Origin of the sequence: Bifidobacterium sp. UBA744 (genome assembly GCA_002298605.1) — a bacterium.
In the GTDB taxonomy this organism is placed as follows: domain Bacteria; phylum Actinomycetota; class Actinomycetes; order Actinomycetales; family Bifidobacteriaceae; genus Bifidobacterium.
This window is the reverse complement of sequence record DBKS01000005.1, coordinates 582-13,689: the sequence shown is the minus strand read 5'-3', so window position 1 is coordinate 13,689 and position 13,108 is coordinate 582. Positions and strand designations below refer to the sequence as shown.

Genomic DNA, 13,108 nt, shown 5'->3' with positions numbered 1-13,108 from the left:
CTTCGCCACCAAGATCGCGAATTCTCGCTATATGACCACTCATTCCTATGCCAGATACTGAATGCTCATTACCGTTATCCATATTCTTTGATGAGTTCTTCGCAGCGTTATACGCTGCAATTTGTTCTCGTACCCGATTCGATTGACTAACTTCCACAGACATCGGTTCGACTCGTATATACAGACGATAGAGCTCACTTGAATCAGCGTATTTACGAATATTGGCCGCCAATTCCAGCAACAGCAGTCGCATTTCTTCACCTAGATCACCGTCAAGGTACACTGATTCGGCATGTGATGCTGACCTGCTTTGCACCACAAGAAACTCACGCCATGCCCTGAAATCCAGCCTCGCTCAATTCCTGCCTCTGCCGATCAACCAGCGAGGTAAGATCAAGTGACTCACTCGTCGATTGCCCAGAAGAACGCAACGCCGCGGCAATATCGTGCATGGCGTGCGAAGATTCACGGCTGCGTTGCAACACCGACTGCCAATCGTCATCGTCCTGATGTCGGCCGGCGAGCGCAGCTTGATTGTATTGTGATTCTCGAAATATTACTGGCCGCATTGATAGCAGTTATCTGTCTGTATAACAACTACACTGCAAATCTCGTTCTTCTGGCAGCCATTATTATTGTTAATTTTATTGGTTTTATTATTCGCGACACCAAGATATTTCTTGATCTGTTCTGCCGTAAAGACCAGTAGTGCAAGCACAAGATCTAAGCGCTGGCGGCCCGGATCCACCCGGGTCGCCAGTATATGCGCGAAGAGGATTCCAACTACTTAAACAGATAGTTCACAAAATTGAGGGGCCATTCGGTGCCTTTGGTGACGTTGCCGAATCCGAGCACCGCATTATCCGGCAGCCCCTTGGCCTTCCAAACGTCGGATTTCGACAGATTCAGACCGATCGGGGTATGGTCGGCGCCTTCCACGAGATCATCCTGATACACCACCGCGTCGCCGAGTTCGGCGAGCTTCGCGGAATCCAGCACGGCCGTCGGATCGTTGATGCTGTTTCGCTGCGCCAATTCGCGCATCAGCGGCTTGGTGCCGACCAGCACGTTGATCTCGCCCGACGCCATCATTGCGGCGAGCTTGGCCGAGTCGTCAAGGCACGATCCCCCGAGCAACGCGGACTGCCCCGTACCAGCCTGCGACGACGAGGACGCATCGGCGGACGCCGACTCCGACGGGGACGCCCCGGACGACGAAGTCGAAATGACGAAATTCGAGTCAATGGAGAAAACGCGCGAATCCTCCTGTGGGTATTGCGCCGCGAAATCATTCTGCAGATCCTGCAGCTGCCGGCTGTAATCCGACAACCCGAAGGACGCCACATACAGCTTCGTTGACGGCGCACGCGTGGCATAGAAAACGATCAGACCGATCACCAAGGCGACAGCGGCCACAACCGCCACGGTTCCAACCAGAAAATGCTGGACGAAGAAGGGGAGCTTGTCCTTGTTGGGCAGCTCCCTGAAGGTCTTCCATTTGGATTGCCTGGCATACACATTGGTTTTGGCCAGATCGGCCACCGCCGACAGCTGCTTGTCGGACAGACCTGTTTCGATGCTTTTCCTATCCATGCACGCTCCTCGCATTCCACACGTCACCACGATTTCCGCAACCCCAAGGAACTCGTCTTTGAGACAGCTCTTGGCGTACTGTACCACCGTGTCCTCGAAACCAACGGAAAAATCCTTGCCCCGTGGAATACTGGGACGTCGCGCCCCTGTAGCTCAGTCGGTTAGAGCAGCGGACTCATAATCCGTCGGTCCACAGTTCAAGCCTGTGCGGGGGCACACGGCAAAGGCTCCGGTTCGCATGCGGTACGCAGCGAAGCGGAGCCTTTTCAGGACGAGGGTTTCAGACCGTCAATCGACGACCGCGCGCACCGACCGTCCGGATGCGAAGCGATCCAACGCGCCCGTGGCGGCGATGGCCCGGAACAGATACCAGGCGAACACCCCGGCGACGAGCACGCCGCCGATGATCTCACAGGTCATATGAACGATGCCGCGCGGGGAGAACAGTGACACACCCTGATAGCGGAACAGCAGCAGATAGAAACCGTATTCAACGGCGGTGGCGGCGCCGGCGGCCATGCTGAGCGGCAGGCTGTACTTGCGGTAGCGAGCCAAGGCAAACGGCAATTCGGCAAAAATCCCCTGCAGGGCCGCCGAGAAGAACACGAAGCCGAAGGAGAACTGGTTGCCGAGCAGCATCTGCACGGCGACACCGACGATGTTGACGAAGACGGCCGCCCCGGGCTTGCGAATCACCACAATGCCCAGCGTTCCGGAAAAATACCAAATCGCGTGAAATACGCTGGACAGTCCCGGCAGAATCGCGCCGACCACCGCGAACAACGGGCCGGACACGAAATTGAATCCCCACTGAATGACACCGCAGGCGACGCCCAGAGCGGCACCGACCGCGATATCGGCGGTCCCCCACCGAAGAGAACGACGCAATGTTGATTGGATGGATGTGGACGCAGACATGGTTTCACCCCTGTGATCCTCGTTTCCGCTGTGCATCACATGCGGAACGCCGCGCACTGTCTATGGCAATCGGGCGTCCCCGGACCTGCGCGGCTCGGGCGGAACGCCGAGCGCCAATATAGCAGTCGACCCCCCAAACGCAACAGCCCGACGCGCCAGGGAACGCGACGGGCCATGCAACATCATGCAACATGCGCAAGAGGCATTGTTCGCGACTGCGCTACGCCGCCCGGCCTCCCGGACTCAGCAGGCCGCCGTCGCCAGTCATGTCGGCATGCGCCGAAGGCCGCGAGCACAATACTCGCCCGGCTCGGATATTCGCCAGCACGGGTGCATGCTGATTGAGCGCGGTGTAGAAATCGGGCGCGTCCAGCAGAATGCAGTTGCCCGGCTTGCCGGTCTCGAGACCATAGCGGTCGGCGATGTGCAGCGTGCGCGCACCGTTGTAGGTGATGAACCGGAACGAATCCTGCAATTGACCGTACCCCATCATGTGCTCGATGTATACGCCCATCATGAGCACGTCGAGCATATTGCCGTCGCCCAGCGGATTCCACGGGTCGCGCACATCATCCTCGCCAAGCGCCACATTGATGCCGTTCGCCGCCAGCTCATGGATACGGGTCACGCCTCGGCGCTTCGGGTACGTGTCGAAGCGTCCGCCAAGATGCACATTGACCAGCGGATTCGACACGAAATTGATGCCCGACATCTTCAACAGGCGCATGAGCTTGTAGGCGTAGGCGTCATTGTAGGAACCCATCGCGGTGGTATGCGACGCGGTGACGCGGTCCCCCATGCCCTTTTCGAGGGCCAGGGTGGCCAATACCTCGAGATTGCGCGACTGCGGGTCGTCGATCTCATCGCAGTGCACGTCCACCAGACGGTCATACCGCTCGGCCAGATCCATCAGGAAATGCACCGATTCCACGCCGTACTGCCGCGTGAACTCGAAATGCGGGATGCCGCCCACCACATCGGCGCCGTCCCTGACGGCCTGCTCCATAAGCTCCTTGCCATGGGGAAACGAAAGGATGCCGTCCTGGGGGAAGGCCACCACCTGCAGGTCCACGACATCCTTCAGCTCGTCGCGCAGTTCGATCAGGGCGTGCAGGCCGGTCAGTGTCGGATCGGTGACGTCCGCATGCGTACGGATATGCTGGATGCCCTGCTCCACCTGGCGGCGGATGGTGGCACGGGCACGCTCCTTGACATCCTCAATGCTCAGGGTCTTCTTGCGCTCGCCCCAGATGCGAATGCCGTCGAACAGCGTGCCGGTTTCGTTCCATTCGGGCTGGCCGGCCGTACCGGTGGAATCCAGATGGATATGAGGATCGACGAACGGCGGCAGCAGCAGCCTGCCGGCACCGTTGATCGTCTCCTCGCCCGCCTCGGGCTTCAGCGTGCCGGCGGGCGCGAACCGCTCGAACTTGCCGTCGGCAATCCGCACGTCCTTGAGTTCGCCCTTGTTGTCTACGTTGACGCTGGTGATCAGCATGGTTTCGTCACGCCTCCCCGCTCGTCGCCGCGCGCCTGTCCACAACACAGGTCATCAGCAGCCAATAGACCAGCGCCACGATGATCATGTTCGGGAAGGTGGCGCCCACGGTGGCGGTGAGGAACGGCACCTTGCCAAGCAGTATGTACAGCACGACGCCCAACAGCCAGCAGCCCAGGGCCACCCAATTGATGCCGGACGCGTACCAGAACCGGCCGCCTTCCGCGGTGAGGTCCTTGCGTGAATAGTCGCCGTGGTTGCGGATGAAGAAGTCGGTGAGCATGATGGCGGTCACCGGGCCAAGCGCGCATCCGATGTAATCGAGGAACAGCGTGAACGAATCGAGGAAGCTGCCGATGATCAGCGGGATAAAGGTGACCAGGCAGGCGATCAGGGTCACGATCCACAGCGCGGGGGTGAGCTTGAGCTTGGTGGCGATATTGGTCAGCGACGAACCGGCCGCCATCAGATTCACGGCATTGGCCGTCATGGAGGTCAGAATCACCACGATCAGCGCCAGCGCACCCAGGCCGAGCTTGCTGGCTATGGTGGACGGGTCGGAATTGTTGGCATCATAGGCGCCGGAGGTGATGGCGATGGAGATCGTGGCGACCAGACCCACCAACGCGAACCAGCATACGCCGATGAACGCGCCCACGAACGGCACGATATGAGACCCGGACGGTTTCTTGGAGAAGCGGGTGAAGTCGGCGGCGCAGGTCACCCAACCGAGGTTGAAGGCGGCGAGTTTGTCCACCGCGACACCGGAGGCCATCTGGTCGCCGGCCGGCGGCGTCCAGCTGAGAATCTGGTCGAAACTCACCTGTTGGAACACCGCGACGGTCTCCCAGATCGCAAAGACGAACACCAGCACCACGCCGACGCGTTCGATGATGCGCACCGAATTGGCGCCGGTGGAAACGGATGCCAGATGCAGCAGGCTCATCACCACGATGCCCACGATGATGCCCTTTTCGCCGCCCGGTTCGCCCCATACCGGCCAGCCAAGCATCTCGTTGAGCAGAATCGACACCGACGTGGCGGCGATGAACGTGTTCACGGCCGTCCAGCCGACATACATCACCATGTTCATCACACTGGGCACGTAGCTGCCGCGAATGCCGAAGGACGCGCGCGCCGCACCCATCGTGGTGGCGCCGACCTTGTAGCCGATGTAGCCGATGCCGGCCAGCGTCAGATAGGCAACGATCGACGACCAGGTGAGGTGACCGAGCGCGCCGCCGAAACCGCACGCGGCGATCACGCCGCCGATGAACCAGGTGCCGTTATTGGCATTGGCGGCCACCCATGTGGCGAACATGTCCCAATTGGAGGATTTTCTCTCCTGTGGCTCAATGATTTCGAGCGCATATTTGTCGGATGGTGCGGACGCGGACATCCCTGCTCCTTATCTTGTGATCGATTTTCCGTCGGATCAATGATGGCCCGGGTATGTGTCGGACGCGATTTCCGGCGTTTTGCCCGGGCTTGTTTCCATCCGACCGTAGACTGGAGTTACCCTATCCACAGCGTTCAAGGAGCAATATGTCCGGAAAACTCGCCAACAAAGTCGTCGTCGTCACCGCCGCAACCCGCGGCATCGGACTCGCCATCGTCACCGCCGCAGCCAAGGAGGGCGCGACCGTGTATCTGGGCGCCCGCAACATGGAACGCGCCGCCGCCCGCGCCGAGGAGGTCAACGCGGACGAAACCGTCAAGGCCAACGGCGGACTGGTGAAAACCGTGTACAACGACGCGACCAAGGACGAAACCTACACCGAGATGATCGACGCGGTGAAGGCCGCCGAAGGGCGTGTGGACGGACTGGTCAACAACTTCGGCACGTCGGACCCCCGCAAGGATCTGGACATCGAGCACACCGACGTCGACACCTTCATCAACACCCTCACCGTCAACCTCAAGTCCGTGTTCATCACCTCGCAGGCCGCCATCAAGGCGATGCCCGAAGAAGGCGGCTCGATTGTGAACATCTCCTCCATCGGCGGCGAGGTGCCGGACATCTCGCAGATCGCCTACGGCACCTCCAAGGCCGCGATCGAACATCTCACGAAGGACATCGCCGTGCAGGTGGCGCGCAAGAACATCCGCTGCAACGCCGTCCTACCCGGCATGACCGCCACGGACGCCGTGCAGAACGCCCTGAACGACACCTTCCGCACCATGTTCCTCAAGTCCACGCCGATCAAGCGCATGGCCGCCCCGGAGGAAATCGCCGCCGCCGTGGTGTACTTCCTGTCGGACGGCGCCGCGTTCACCACCGGGCAGTGCCTGGCGGTGGCCGGCGGCTTCGGACTGGCCACCCCGGTCTTCGGCGACCTCCAGTCGCTCGCCACCGCTCGCGGCTGATGGCCGAGCGATCCCGTTCGGCGGCATCATCAGCCAGCCGCCGAACGGATCACGGCCGTGGCGCACCAGACCGGGGCGTATCGTTCAGGCCCGCCACCATGGACGCAGCGGATACCATTTGCCATCCGGATGCCCCACACGATCGGGCTTGACGGCCAGGAACTGATGGATCTGGATGCCGTCGATCTCGAAGTTGAGGGCGCAGGCGGCCATGTACAGCCCCCACACCTTGGCCCGTTCGAATCCAACCTGCCGGACCGCGTCATCCCAATTCGCCTCGAGATTCTCGCACCAATGATGCAGGGTCAGCGCGTAATGCTGGCGCAGATTCTCCTGATGCACCAGGTTGAAGCCCGCGTCATGGATGCAGCTTTCGATGAAGCCTGGGGCTCCCAGATCACCGTCCGGGAAGATGTACCGGTCGAGGAATTCGTCCTGGCCGGGCCTGCCATCCGGTTTGTCGTGGCTGATGGTGATCTGGTGGTTCAGCAGCCTGCCCATGGGCTTGAGCAGCTTGAACATCTCCTCGAAATAACTTTGGTAGTTCTTGACGCCCACATGCTCCATCATGCCGATCGAGCAGATGCCGTCGAAGTCGCGTTCCGGCACCTCGCGATAATCCTGCACGCGCACCTCGGCCAAGTCCTGCAGGCCCTCGCGGGCGATCCATTCGTTGGCCCAATCCGCCTGTTCGCGAGACAGGGTCACGCCAAGCGCCTTGATGCCGCGGCGGGCGGCGGCAATCACCATGGAGCCCCAGCCGCAGCCGATGTCCAGCAGCCGCTGCCCCGGCTGAAGCCCCAGCTTGTCGAGAATCAGGCGCAGCTTGTTCGCTTGTGCGTCCTCGAGGCTCATGGCCTCATCGTCGAACACCGCGCAGGTGTAGGTCATGGAGGGCCCGAGAAAATCGGCGTAGAACTCGTTCGACATGTCGTAATGGAAGCTCACCGTCTCCGAATCGGCCTTCTCCGTATGCGGCATGAGCCCGCGCTTCATGCGCGCAAACTTGCTGGGCCCTTCGGTTTGCGGCACCGGCGGCCTGTGGAATCCATGGCTGAGCACGGCGGCGGCCAAGCGCGCCAGCTCGGACGGCGACGGCCTGCGCACGTATGAGGCGAGGTCCAGCAACCCACGCAGCACGGGATACGGATTGGCATAGCTGATGCCATCCACGTCCAAATCGCCCAGCACATATGCCCGCACGGCGCCGATCTCGTTGGGATGGGCCGCCAATTGGTAGATGCAGTTCGGACTGGTGATGCGAAGATGCAGGTCGGCGGACGGTGAGCCGAAATACGACCCGTCAAAGGCATCCATGCGAATTGGCGTCTGAGGAGCGAGGAACATGGCCAGCATCTCGCCCACCGTCATCGATTTTCCATTGGCCATAGGGCCACCCCTTTCATGAAGCGCGGAATGTATACCACACCGATAACAGCTTAGTCCGTTTCCAATGCCCTGGCGGACCACTGACCGGCAGACGGAGGGGCGCGTACAACGGGCGATTGCGTCGGTGTGCACGGGGACTCCCGGGAATGTTGACGAGCACATTGGCTATGCTGGGCGATGGTTGGAAGGCATGGCGAGGAGCAGGATTGGACGCACCCTTGATCACGAACGTGGATTTTGACATCGACTCGGCTTCGGATGCGGGTCTCACGGTATTGGAATATGGCGAGGACATCATCGAGTCCGATGGCATGCAATCCGAAAAGCGATATGTCCAGCATGGCACCACCACCACCTTCGAGCATTCCATGGCGGTGGCGCAGCGGGCCGTGCGTCTGGTGAACCGCTTCAATCTCGACCACAGAGTGGATATGCGCGATCTCGTCGTCTCCGCCCTGTTGCATGACTACTTTCTCTATGACTGGCATGACAATGCGGAATGGCATCGCCTGCACGGGTTCACCCACGGACGCATCGCCTGCCTGAACGCCATGCGCGACTTCGGAGAGGCCATTGTCAATGACGTGGTGGCCGACTCCCTGACCAATCACATGTATCCGCTCACCAATGTGCCGCCGAAATATCCCGAGGGCTGGCTGGTGTCGCTCAGCGACAAGATCTGCGCCACGTCGGAAGCCGTGAACCTCGACCGTTTCCGCGGCGGCCGAGAGCTGGAGGACCGCGAGGCGTTGCCCATCATCCCCTCGATGGGAGCGACCCGTCCTATGTCGTCGGCCGATCCCATGATCGACGGCATCGGACCGGTTCGTTCCGGAGCGTATCGCACACTGCTGGCGCTGCGGCGCGGACGTGACGCGATCATGCGCTAACCGCGATCGGGCCTCCTCTCTCTTCTCCCCCTCTCCACCATCCCATCGATACCGCCCGAAACCGGCATCAATTTCGCGACACTCGCCATCTCCTCCGATAACTACGTAGTTTCTTCGGTGAACGTCAGGTAAACTCTAGGTGTTCAACGATGAGGAACGAGGAGTGTGAGACGACGCCTTGGACGTGACGATGACGCATTTCATTCAGCAAATGCTTGCAAGCCCGGCACTGATGCTGACCACGGCGCTGACCCTTGGCGTGATTTTCGTCAACGGCTGGACCGACGCCCCCAACGCCATCGCCACCTGCGTGACGACCCGGTGCATGAAGGTGCGTTCCGCGGTGATCATGGCGGCCGTATTCAATTTCCTCGGCGTGCTGATCATGACGCAGATCAACGCGTCGGTCGCATCGACGATCTCCAATATGGTCGATTTCGGCGCGGACAGCCAATCCGCACTGATCGCGCTGTGCGCGGCCCTGTTCTCCATCGTGATCTACAGCGTCGTCGCGGCGCGATTCGGCATTCCCACCTCCGAAAGCCACAGCCTCATCGCCGGATTGTCGGGCGCGGCGATCGCGATCCAAAACGGCGTGGCCGGCATCAACATGAACGAATGGGTCAAAGTGATCTACGGCCTGGTCGCCAGCCTGCTGTTCGGCTTCGTCATCGGATGGCTGGTCTGCAACATCGTCACGCTCCTGTGCGCCGGACTCGACCGCCGCCGGGCCAACGGCTTCTTCCGATACGCGCAGATCGCAGGCGCCGCGGCCATGAGCTTCATGCACGGCGCTCAGGACGGGCAGAAATTCATCGGCGTGCTGTTCCTCGGCATGGCGTTCTGCAGCGGACAGACCGGGGCGTCCGGCGTGGTGATCCCGGTATGGCTGATGCTGCTGTGCAGCGTCATCATGGGCTTGGGCACCAGCGTGGGCGGCGAGCGCATCATCAAATCCGTGGGCCAGGACATGGTCAAGCTCGAGAAATACCAGGGGTTCTCCGCCGATCTTTCAAGCGCCGTCTGCCTTATGCTCATGACGATGCTCGGCATCCCCGTGTCCACCACGCACACCAAAACCAGCGCGATTATGGGCGTCGGCGCCGTCAAGCGCCTGTCGGCCATCAATTTCGGCGTCGTCAAAGACATGATGCTCACCTGGGTGTTCACATTCCCCGGCTGCGGCCTGATCAGTTTTGCCATGGCCAAACTCTTCATTCTGGTGTTCTAGCGAAAGGAAACAATCCCCCGATGGCAAAAATCAAGGACTCTTTTTACTTTGATTCCTTCGACCAAAGCGCCCAATACGCCCTCAAGGCCGCCACCATGCTCAACGACCTGATGCATGATTTCAAGCCCGAGGAGCTCAGGGAACAGATCACCCGCATGCACGGGATCGAGCAGGCCGCCGACGACGTGCGCCACGGTTTGGTGGACGCCCTGGTCACCGCGTTCATCACGCCCATCGACCGGGAGGACGTCGCCGAGCTGAGCGCTCGCCTCGACGACGTAACCGATGAAATCGAAGGCGTGCTGCACCGGATGTATTACGACAACGTCCTTGGGATGCGTCCCGAAGCGCTCGGCATGGTTGACCTGCTGGGAAAATCCTGCACGACCATGGCGGAGCTCGTGGCCCTGATGCGGCAGTTCAAAAAGCAGAAGAAACTGCGCAATCTCGTGTTTGACATCAACCACATCGAGCAGGAGGCCGATGCGCTGTTCGTCGAAGCCATGCGCACGCTGCACACCACCTGCGACGATCCGATGCAGGTGTTCGCCTGGCACGAGGTGTACTCGCAGCTCGAGGAGTGCCTCGACGCCTGCGAGGAGGTGGCCGACGTCATCGATAACATCGTCATGAAGAACAGCTGACCGACGAACGCAAGCGCATCGTCGCGTTCGTGAACGGGGATCCGGCGGCCGCATCGTCATGCCACTCGATCCGGGCACCGAACGTTTTATGCACCACGTTTAGGCAATGGCCGTGGTGTCGATGCGCGTGAAATACTCGGCGTCCGGCTCATGGTCGATGCGGGCGCCGAAGTGGCGCTGAACGGCCAAGGACGCGGGATTGCTCTTATGCACCGACAGATACGCCTCCGTGATGCCGAATTCGTCGCGTGCCTTGATGAGCGCTAGCCGCAATCCTTCGGTGGCGTATCCGCGGCCACGCCATTCCGGGGCAATGCCGTATCCGATGTGCCCCGCGCCTTCCTGCAATGCGTCGTTGAGCCTGTGCCGCAAATTGAAGATGCCGACATAATCGCCTCGATCGTTCATGAGGATGTATTTGGTGGCGGATACCCATCCGGGCTTGAGACCGATGCCGGCGGCCTCGTTTTTCAGACCCCGCACATAATCGGCGAAAGCTGCCTTGCTCATGCCCGCCGCAGGATTCTCAAATCCGTTCTCATCCGCGGGAAACCTCCCGAACAGCGCATACACCCGTTCCGGATCACCCAGCCATGGTTCCATCAATCGCACAACGGGATCATAACATTCCCAACCGTCCCAGCCACAGCGCATCTTCAACGATAAGGCTGTCGATTTTGCGCCTGCCTAATTCGCGCAACAAGTCATACGGGTCCCTGCCTGCGAGCGCGGTCGCATCAAGATACAGCGGCCGATGCCCGTCTATCGTCACCGCGCCCTGCGCAACCGACTGCACCGGCCCGTCAAAGCACGCCACCAGCCGGGCAATGGAAACGTTCGGTTCGCCTTCCGCAAGCACCGCGGCATAGGTGGAGTATAAGCGTCGCCGTCGAGTCTCGTAATCGGCGCGGTTTTCCCCTTCTCGCCGCCGTCCGTCGACAAGGTACGGCAAGCCTGTGGTGATGTAATGGAAGAACGGCGCGTTGATGGCATCGCATTCGGCGCGCATCACATCACGCACCACCTCGGTCCCCGCTTGTTCGAGGATGCGCAGGCCGTTGCCCGCCACAATCGGATTGGGATCGATGGAGCCGACCACCACCCGCGCGATTCCATGTGCGATGATCAGATCGGTGCAGGCCGGTTGCGATCCGACATGGCAGCATGGTTCGAGTGTGTCGACGATCGTGGCTCCGGTCAGATCGATGCCATGGGTATCGGCGTAGTCGAATGCCATACGTTCCGCATGCGGGCCGCGATAGCGGTCATGGTAGCCAGTGGCGAGAATCTCGCCGTCTCGCACCACCACCGCGCCGACGAGCGGATTCGGATCCGCCCAGCCAACGCCGTTTCGAGCCAGATCAAGCGCCATCGCCATGTACCCGTCGTAGGAACCACCCGTCCCTATCACCGCATTCGTCGTCATGCAGGCACTTTACCGCCCTGGTTATACGATATGACACATGTTCCGTCCGCACGCCATGCGTTCGCGCGGAAAGTCACGGGGAAAGGAGCCGGCCATGCAGCGCCCGATTACGACAGCGATACCGTTTCTGAGCCAACCGTCCGAGGAGGCGCGGAACACCGAGGCCGATCTTGCCGTGGCGCAGGATCTGAAGGATACGCTCGACGCGCACCGCAACGGCTGCGTGGGCATGGCCGCGAACATGATCGGCGTGCCCAAACGCATCATCGCGTTCGTGGACGAGGATCTGGGCGGCCGCATCACACTCATGTTCAATCCGCGCATCACCGCGCAGGATGGTGCTTACGATACCTCCGAAGGATGCCTGTCGCTCAACGACGAGCGCCGCACGTTGCGCTACCAGCGCATCGAAGTGGATTATATGGACCGTAGGTTCCGCGAACGCCATGCCGCGTTCACCGGCTTCACCGCGCAGATCGTCCAGCACGAGATCGACCATTGCGACGGCGTGATCATCTGATCGCACCCGACTCTCCCCATATACCCAGCGTCGTATCGTTCCGCGCGAATAGACGGCCGCTGCCAAACGCCGCGTAATGGTGACGCCAGACAATATCGTTTGAATCGCCCCATGGTCTCCGGACTAATGACAGTGGTGTTGATGCGCTGGCGACGCAACGAATATTCATCTCCGAACGCTGCATGGAACCGCAGTCCGGTCGAAGCGTTCAAATCAGTACGGATCCAGGCGGCATCGGCCTCGACGCCTGGAATCAGCGCAGGGATTCGTATCATCCGGAGCCACCGGTGAATGCAATCGGAAACATGCCACGCTAGACGCAATCAAAAGCACTGCGGCCAGACCAAACTTCTCTCCAGCGACACCGCAGAACGTTCCAACGCGCATCATCCGCAAGGAGGCCGCATATGACAACCGCGACGACATCATCCCGCACAGACACTCAGACCTATACGATGAGGCAGACCTGCGAATTGACCGGCACGAACTATGAAGCGCTGAAGTTCTACTGCGATTCCGGGCTCGTGCCGGGAGTCGAGCGGGATCAGAACAACCGCCGCATCTTCGACGAGCGGAGCATCGCATGGATCAACGGATTGACTTGCCTCAGGCGATGCGGCCTCGGAATCAAG

The 13,108-nt window shown here is 60.6% G+C and carries 15 protein-coding genes and 1 tRNA gene; 8 read left to right on the top strand and 8 right to left on the bottom strand.

The window, feature by feature from the left end:
- Positions 1-253, bottom strand: a 253-nt coding sequence (locus tag B2994_RS00305; protein WP_291526423.1) for a hypothetical protein, incomplete at its 3' end; no start/stop codon positions are given.
- A gap of 144 nt (positions 254-397) precedes the next feature.
- Between B2994_RS00305 and B2994_RS00300 the strand changes: the two genes are divergently transcribed.
- Positions 398-709 carry a hypothetical protein gene (locus B2994_RS00300; RefSeq protein ID WP_291526422.1) on the top strand — a complete coding sequence of 104 codons (312 nt, stop codon included), beginning with the start codon at positions 398-400 and terminating at the stop codon, positions 707-709.
- Between the two features lie 74 nt (positions 710-783).
- Here the strand turns inward: B2994_RS00300 and B2994_RS00295 are convergent, their stop codons facing one another.
- A complete protein-coding gene (locus B2994_RS00295; RefSeq protein ID WP_291526421.1) occupies positions 784-1,593 on the bottom strand; it encodes a hypothetical protein in 810 nt (269 codons plus the stop codon).
- A 142-nt stretch (positions 1,594-1,735) separates the two neighbouring features.
- Here B2994_RS00295 and B2994_RS00290 point away from each other — a divergent pair.
- A tRNA-Ile gene (locus tag B2994_RS00290) sits at positions 1,736-1,809 on the top strand.
- 72 nt (positions 1,810-1,881) lie between these two features.
- Here the strand turns inward: B2994_RS00290 and B2994_RS00285 are convergent.
- The 3 genes from B2994_RS00285 to B2994_RS00275 all read right to left on the bottom strand — a co-directional run bounded on the left by B2994_RS00285 (position 1,882) and on the right by B2994_RS00275 (position 5,408).
- Positions 1,882-2,511 carry an ECF transporter S component gene (locus B2994_RS00285; protein ID WP_291526420.1) on the bottom strand — a complete coding sequence of 210 codons (630 nt, stop codon included), beginning with the start codon at positions 2,509-2,511 and terminating at the stop codon, positions 1,882-1,884.
- Positions 2,512-2,731: 220 nt separating this feature from the next.
- Positions 2,732-4,009 (bottom strand): cytosine deaminase, encoded by a 1,278-nt coding sequence (gene codA, locus B2994_RS00280; protein WP_291526419.1) that lies wholly within the window; start codon positions 4,007-4,009, stop codon positions 2,732-2,734.
- Positions 4,010-4,016: 7 nt separating this feature from the next.
- Positions 4,017-5,408, bottom strand: coding sequence for a cytosine permease (locus B2994_RS00275; RefSeq protein ID WP_291526418.1), 1,392 nt, complete (start codon positions 5,406-5,408; stop codon positions 4,017-4,019).
- A gap of 146 nt (positions 5,409-5,554) precedes the next feature.
- Between B2994_RS00275 and hdhA the strand changes: the two genes are divergently transcribed.
- Positions 5,555-6,376, top strand: coding sequence for a 7alpha-hydroxysteroid dehydrogenase (hdhA, locus tag B2994_RS00270; RefSeq protein WP_291526417.1), 822 nt, complete (start codon positions 5,555-5,557; stop codon positions 6,374-6,376).
- A gap of 84 nt (positions 6,377-6,460) precedes the next feature.
- On the opposite strand, the gene B2994_RS00265 is transcribed toward hdhA, so the two are convergent.
- Positions 6,461-7,765 (bottom strand): class I SAM-dependent methyltransferase, encoded by a 1,305-nt coding sequence (locus B2994_RS00265; RefSeq protein ID WP_291526416.1) that lies wholly within the window; start codon positions 7,763-7,765, stop codon positions 6,461-6,463.
- A 206-nt stretch (positions 7,766-7,971) separates the two neighbouring features.
- Here B2994_RS00265 and B2994_RS00260 point away from each other — a divergent pair, with 206 nt between their 5' ends.
- From B2994_RS00260 to B2994_RS00250, 3 genes are all read left to right on the top strand, one after another.
- The gene (locus B2994_RS00260; RefSeq protein ID WP_349675648.1) at positions 7,972-8,655 is read left to right on the top strand and encodes an HD domain-containing protein; all 684 of its coding nucleotides are present in this window, start codon (positions 7,972-7,974) and stop codon (positions 8,653-8,655) included.
- Between the two features lie 190 nt (positions 8,656-8,845).
- Complete coding sequence (locus B2994_RS00255; RefSeq protein ID WP_414630609.1) at positions 8,846-9,886, top strand: inorganic phosphate transporter; 1,041 nt, start codon at positions 8,846-8,848, stop codon at positions 9,884-9,886.
- 20 nt (positions 9,887-9,906) lie between these two features.
- Positions 9,907-10,530: a DUF47 domain-containing protein gene (locus tag B2994_RS00250; RefSeq protein WP_291526414.1), complete on the top strand. Its 624-nt coding sequence runs from the start codon at positions 9,907-9,909 to the stop codon at positions 10,528-10,530.
- Positions 10,531-10,629: 99 nt separating this feature from the next.
- On the opposite strand, the gene B2994_RS00245 is transcribed toward B2994_RS00250, so the two are convergent.
- Positions 10,630-11,142 carry a GNAT family N-acetyltransferase gene (locus B2994_RS00245; protein ID WP_349675647.1) on the bottom strand — a complete coding sequence of 171 codons (513 nt, stop codon included), beginning with the start codon at positions 11,140-11,142 and terminating at the stop codon, positions 10,630-10,632.
- Between the two features lie 7 nt (positions 11,143-11,149).
- Positions 11,150-11,956, bottom strand: coding sequence for a bifunctional diaminohydroxyphosphoribosylaminopyrimidine deaminase/5-amino-6-(5-phosphoribosylamino)uracil reductase RibD (locus B2994_RS00240; RefSeq protein ID WP_291526413.1), 807 nt, complete (start codon positions 11,954-11,956; stop codon positions 11,150-11,152).
- 94 nt (positions 11,957-12,050) lie between these two features.
- On the opposite strand from B2994_RS00240, the gene B2994_RS00235 reads away from it, so the two are divergent.
- Together B2994_RS00235 and B2994_RS00230 are read left to right on the top strand one after the other, a co-directional pair.
- Positions 12,051-12,476, top strand: coding sequence for a peptide deformylase (locus B2994_RS00235; protein ID WP_291526412.1), 426 nt, complete (start codon positions 12,051-12,053; stop codon positions 12,474-12,476).
- 407 nt (positions 12,477-12,883) lie between these two features.
- A partial coding sequence (locus B2994_RS00230; protein ID WP_291526411.1) for a MerR family transcriptional regulator occupies positions 12,884-13,108 on the top strand: 225 nt, incomplete at its 3' end.

What these genes read in the sequence shown, in the direction of transcription:
- B2994_RS00265 (WP_291526416.1), bottom strand. Translation starts at nt 7,765, where the DNA reads ATGGCCAATGGAAAATCGATGACGGTGGGCGAGATGCTGGCCATGTTC.
- B2994_RS00285 (WP_291526420.1), bottom strand. Translation starts at nt 2,511, where the DNA reads ATGTCTGCGTCCACATCCATCCAATCAACATTGCGTCGTTCTCTTCGG.
- B2994_RS00255 (WP_414630609.1), top strand. Translation starts at nt 8,846, where the DNA reads ATGACGCATTTCATTCAGCAAATGCTTGCAAGCCCGGCACTGATGCTG.
- B2994_RS00250 (WP_291526414.1), top strand. Translation starts at nt 9,907, where the DNA reads ATGGCAAAAATCAAGGACTCTTTTTACTTTGATTCCTTCGACCAAAGC.
- B2994_RS00235 (WP_291526412.1), top strand. Translation starts at nt 12,051, where the DNA reads ATGCAGCGCCCGATTACGACAGCGATACCGTTTCTGAGCCAACCGTCC.
- B2994_RS00240 (WP_291526413.1), bottom strand. Translation starts at nt 11,956, where the DNA reads ATGACGACGAATGCGGTGATAGGGACGGGTGGTTCCTACGACGGGTAC.
- codA (WP_291526419.1), bottom strand. Translation starts at nt 4,009, where the DNA reads ATGCTGATCACCAGCGTCAACGTAGACAACAAGGGCGAACTCAAGGAC.
- B2994_RS00295 (WP_291526421.1), bottom strand. Translation starts at nt 1,593, where the DNA reads ATGGATAGGAAAAGCATCGAAACAGGTCTGTCCGACAAGCAGCTGTCG.
- B2994_RS00275 (WP_291526418.1), bottom strand. Translation starts at nt 5,408, where the DNA reads ATGTCCGCGTCCGCACCATCCGACAAATATGCGCTCGAAATCATTGAG.
- hdhA (WP_291526417.1), top strand. Translation starts at nt 5,555, where the DNA reads ATGTCCGGAAAACTCGCCAACAAAGTCGTCGTCGTCACCGCCGCAACC.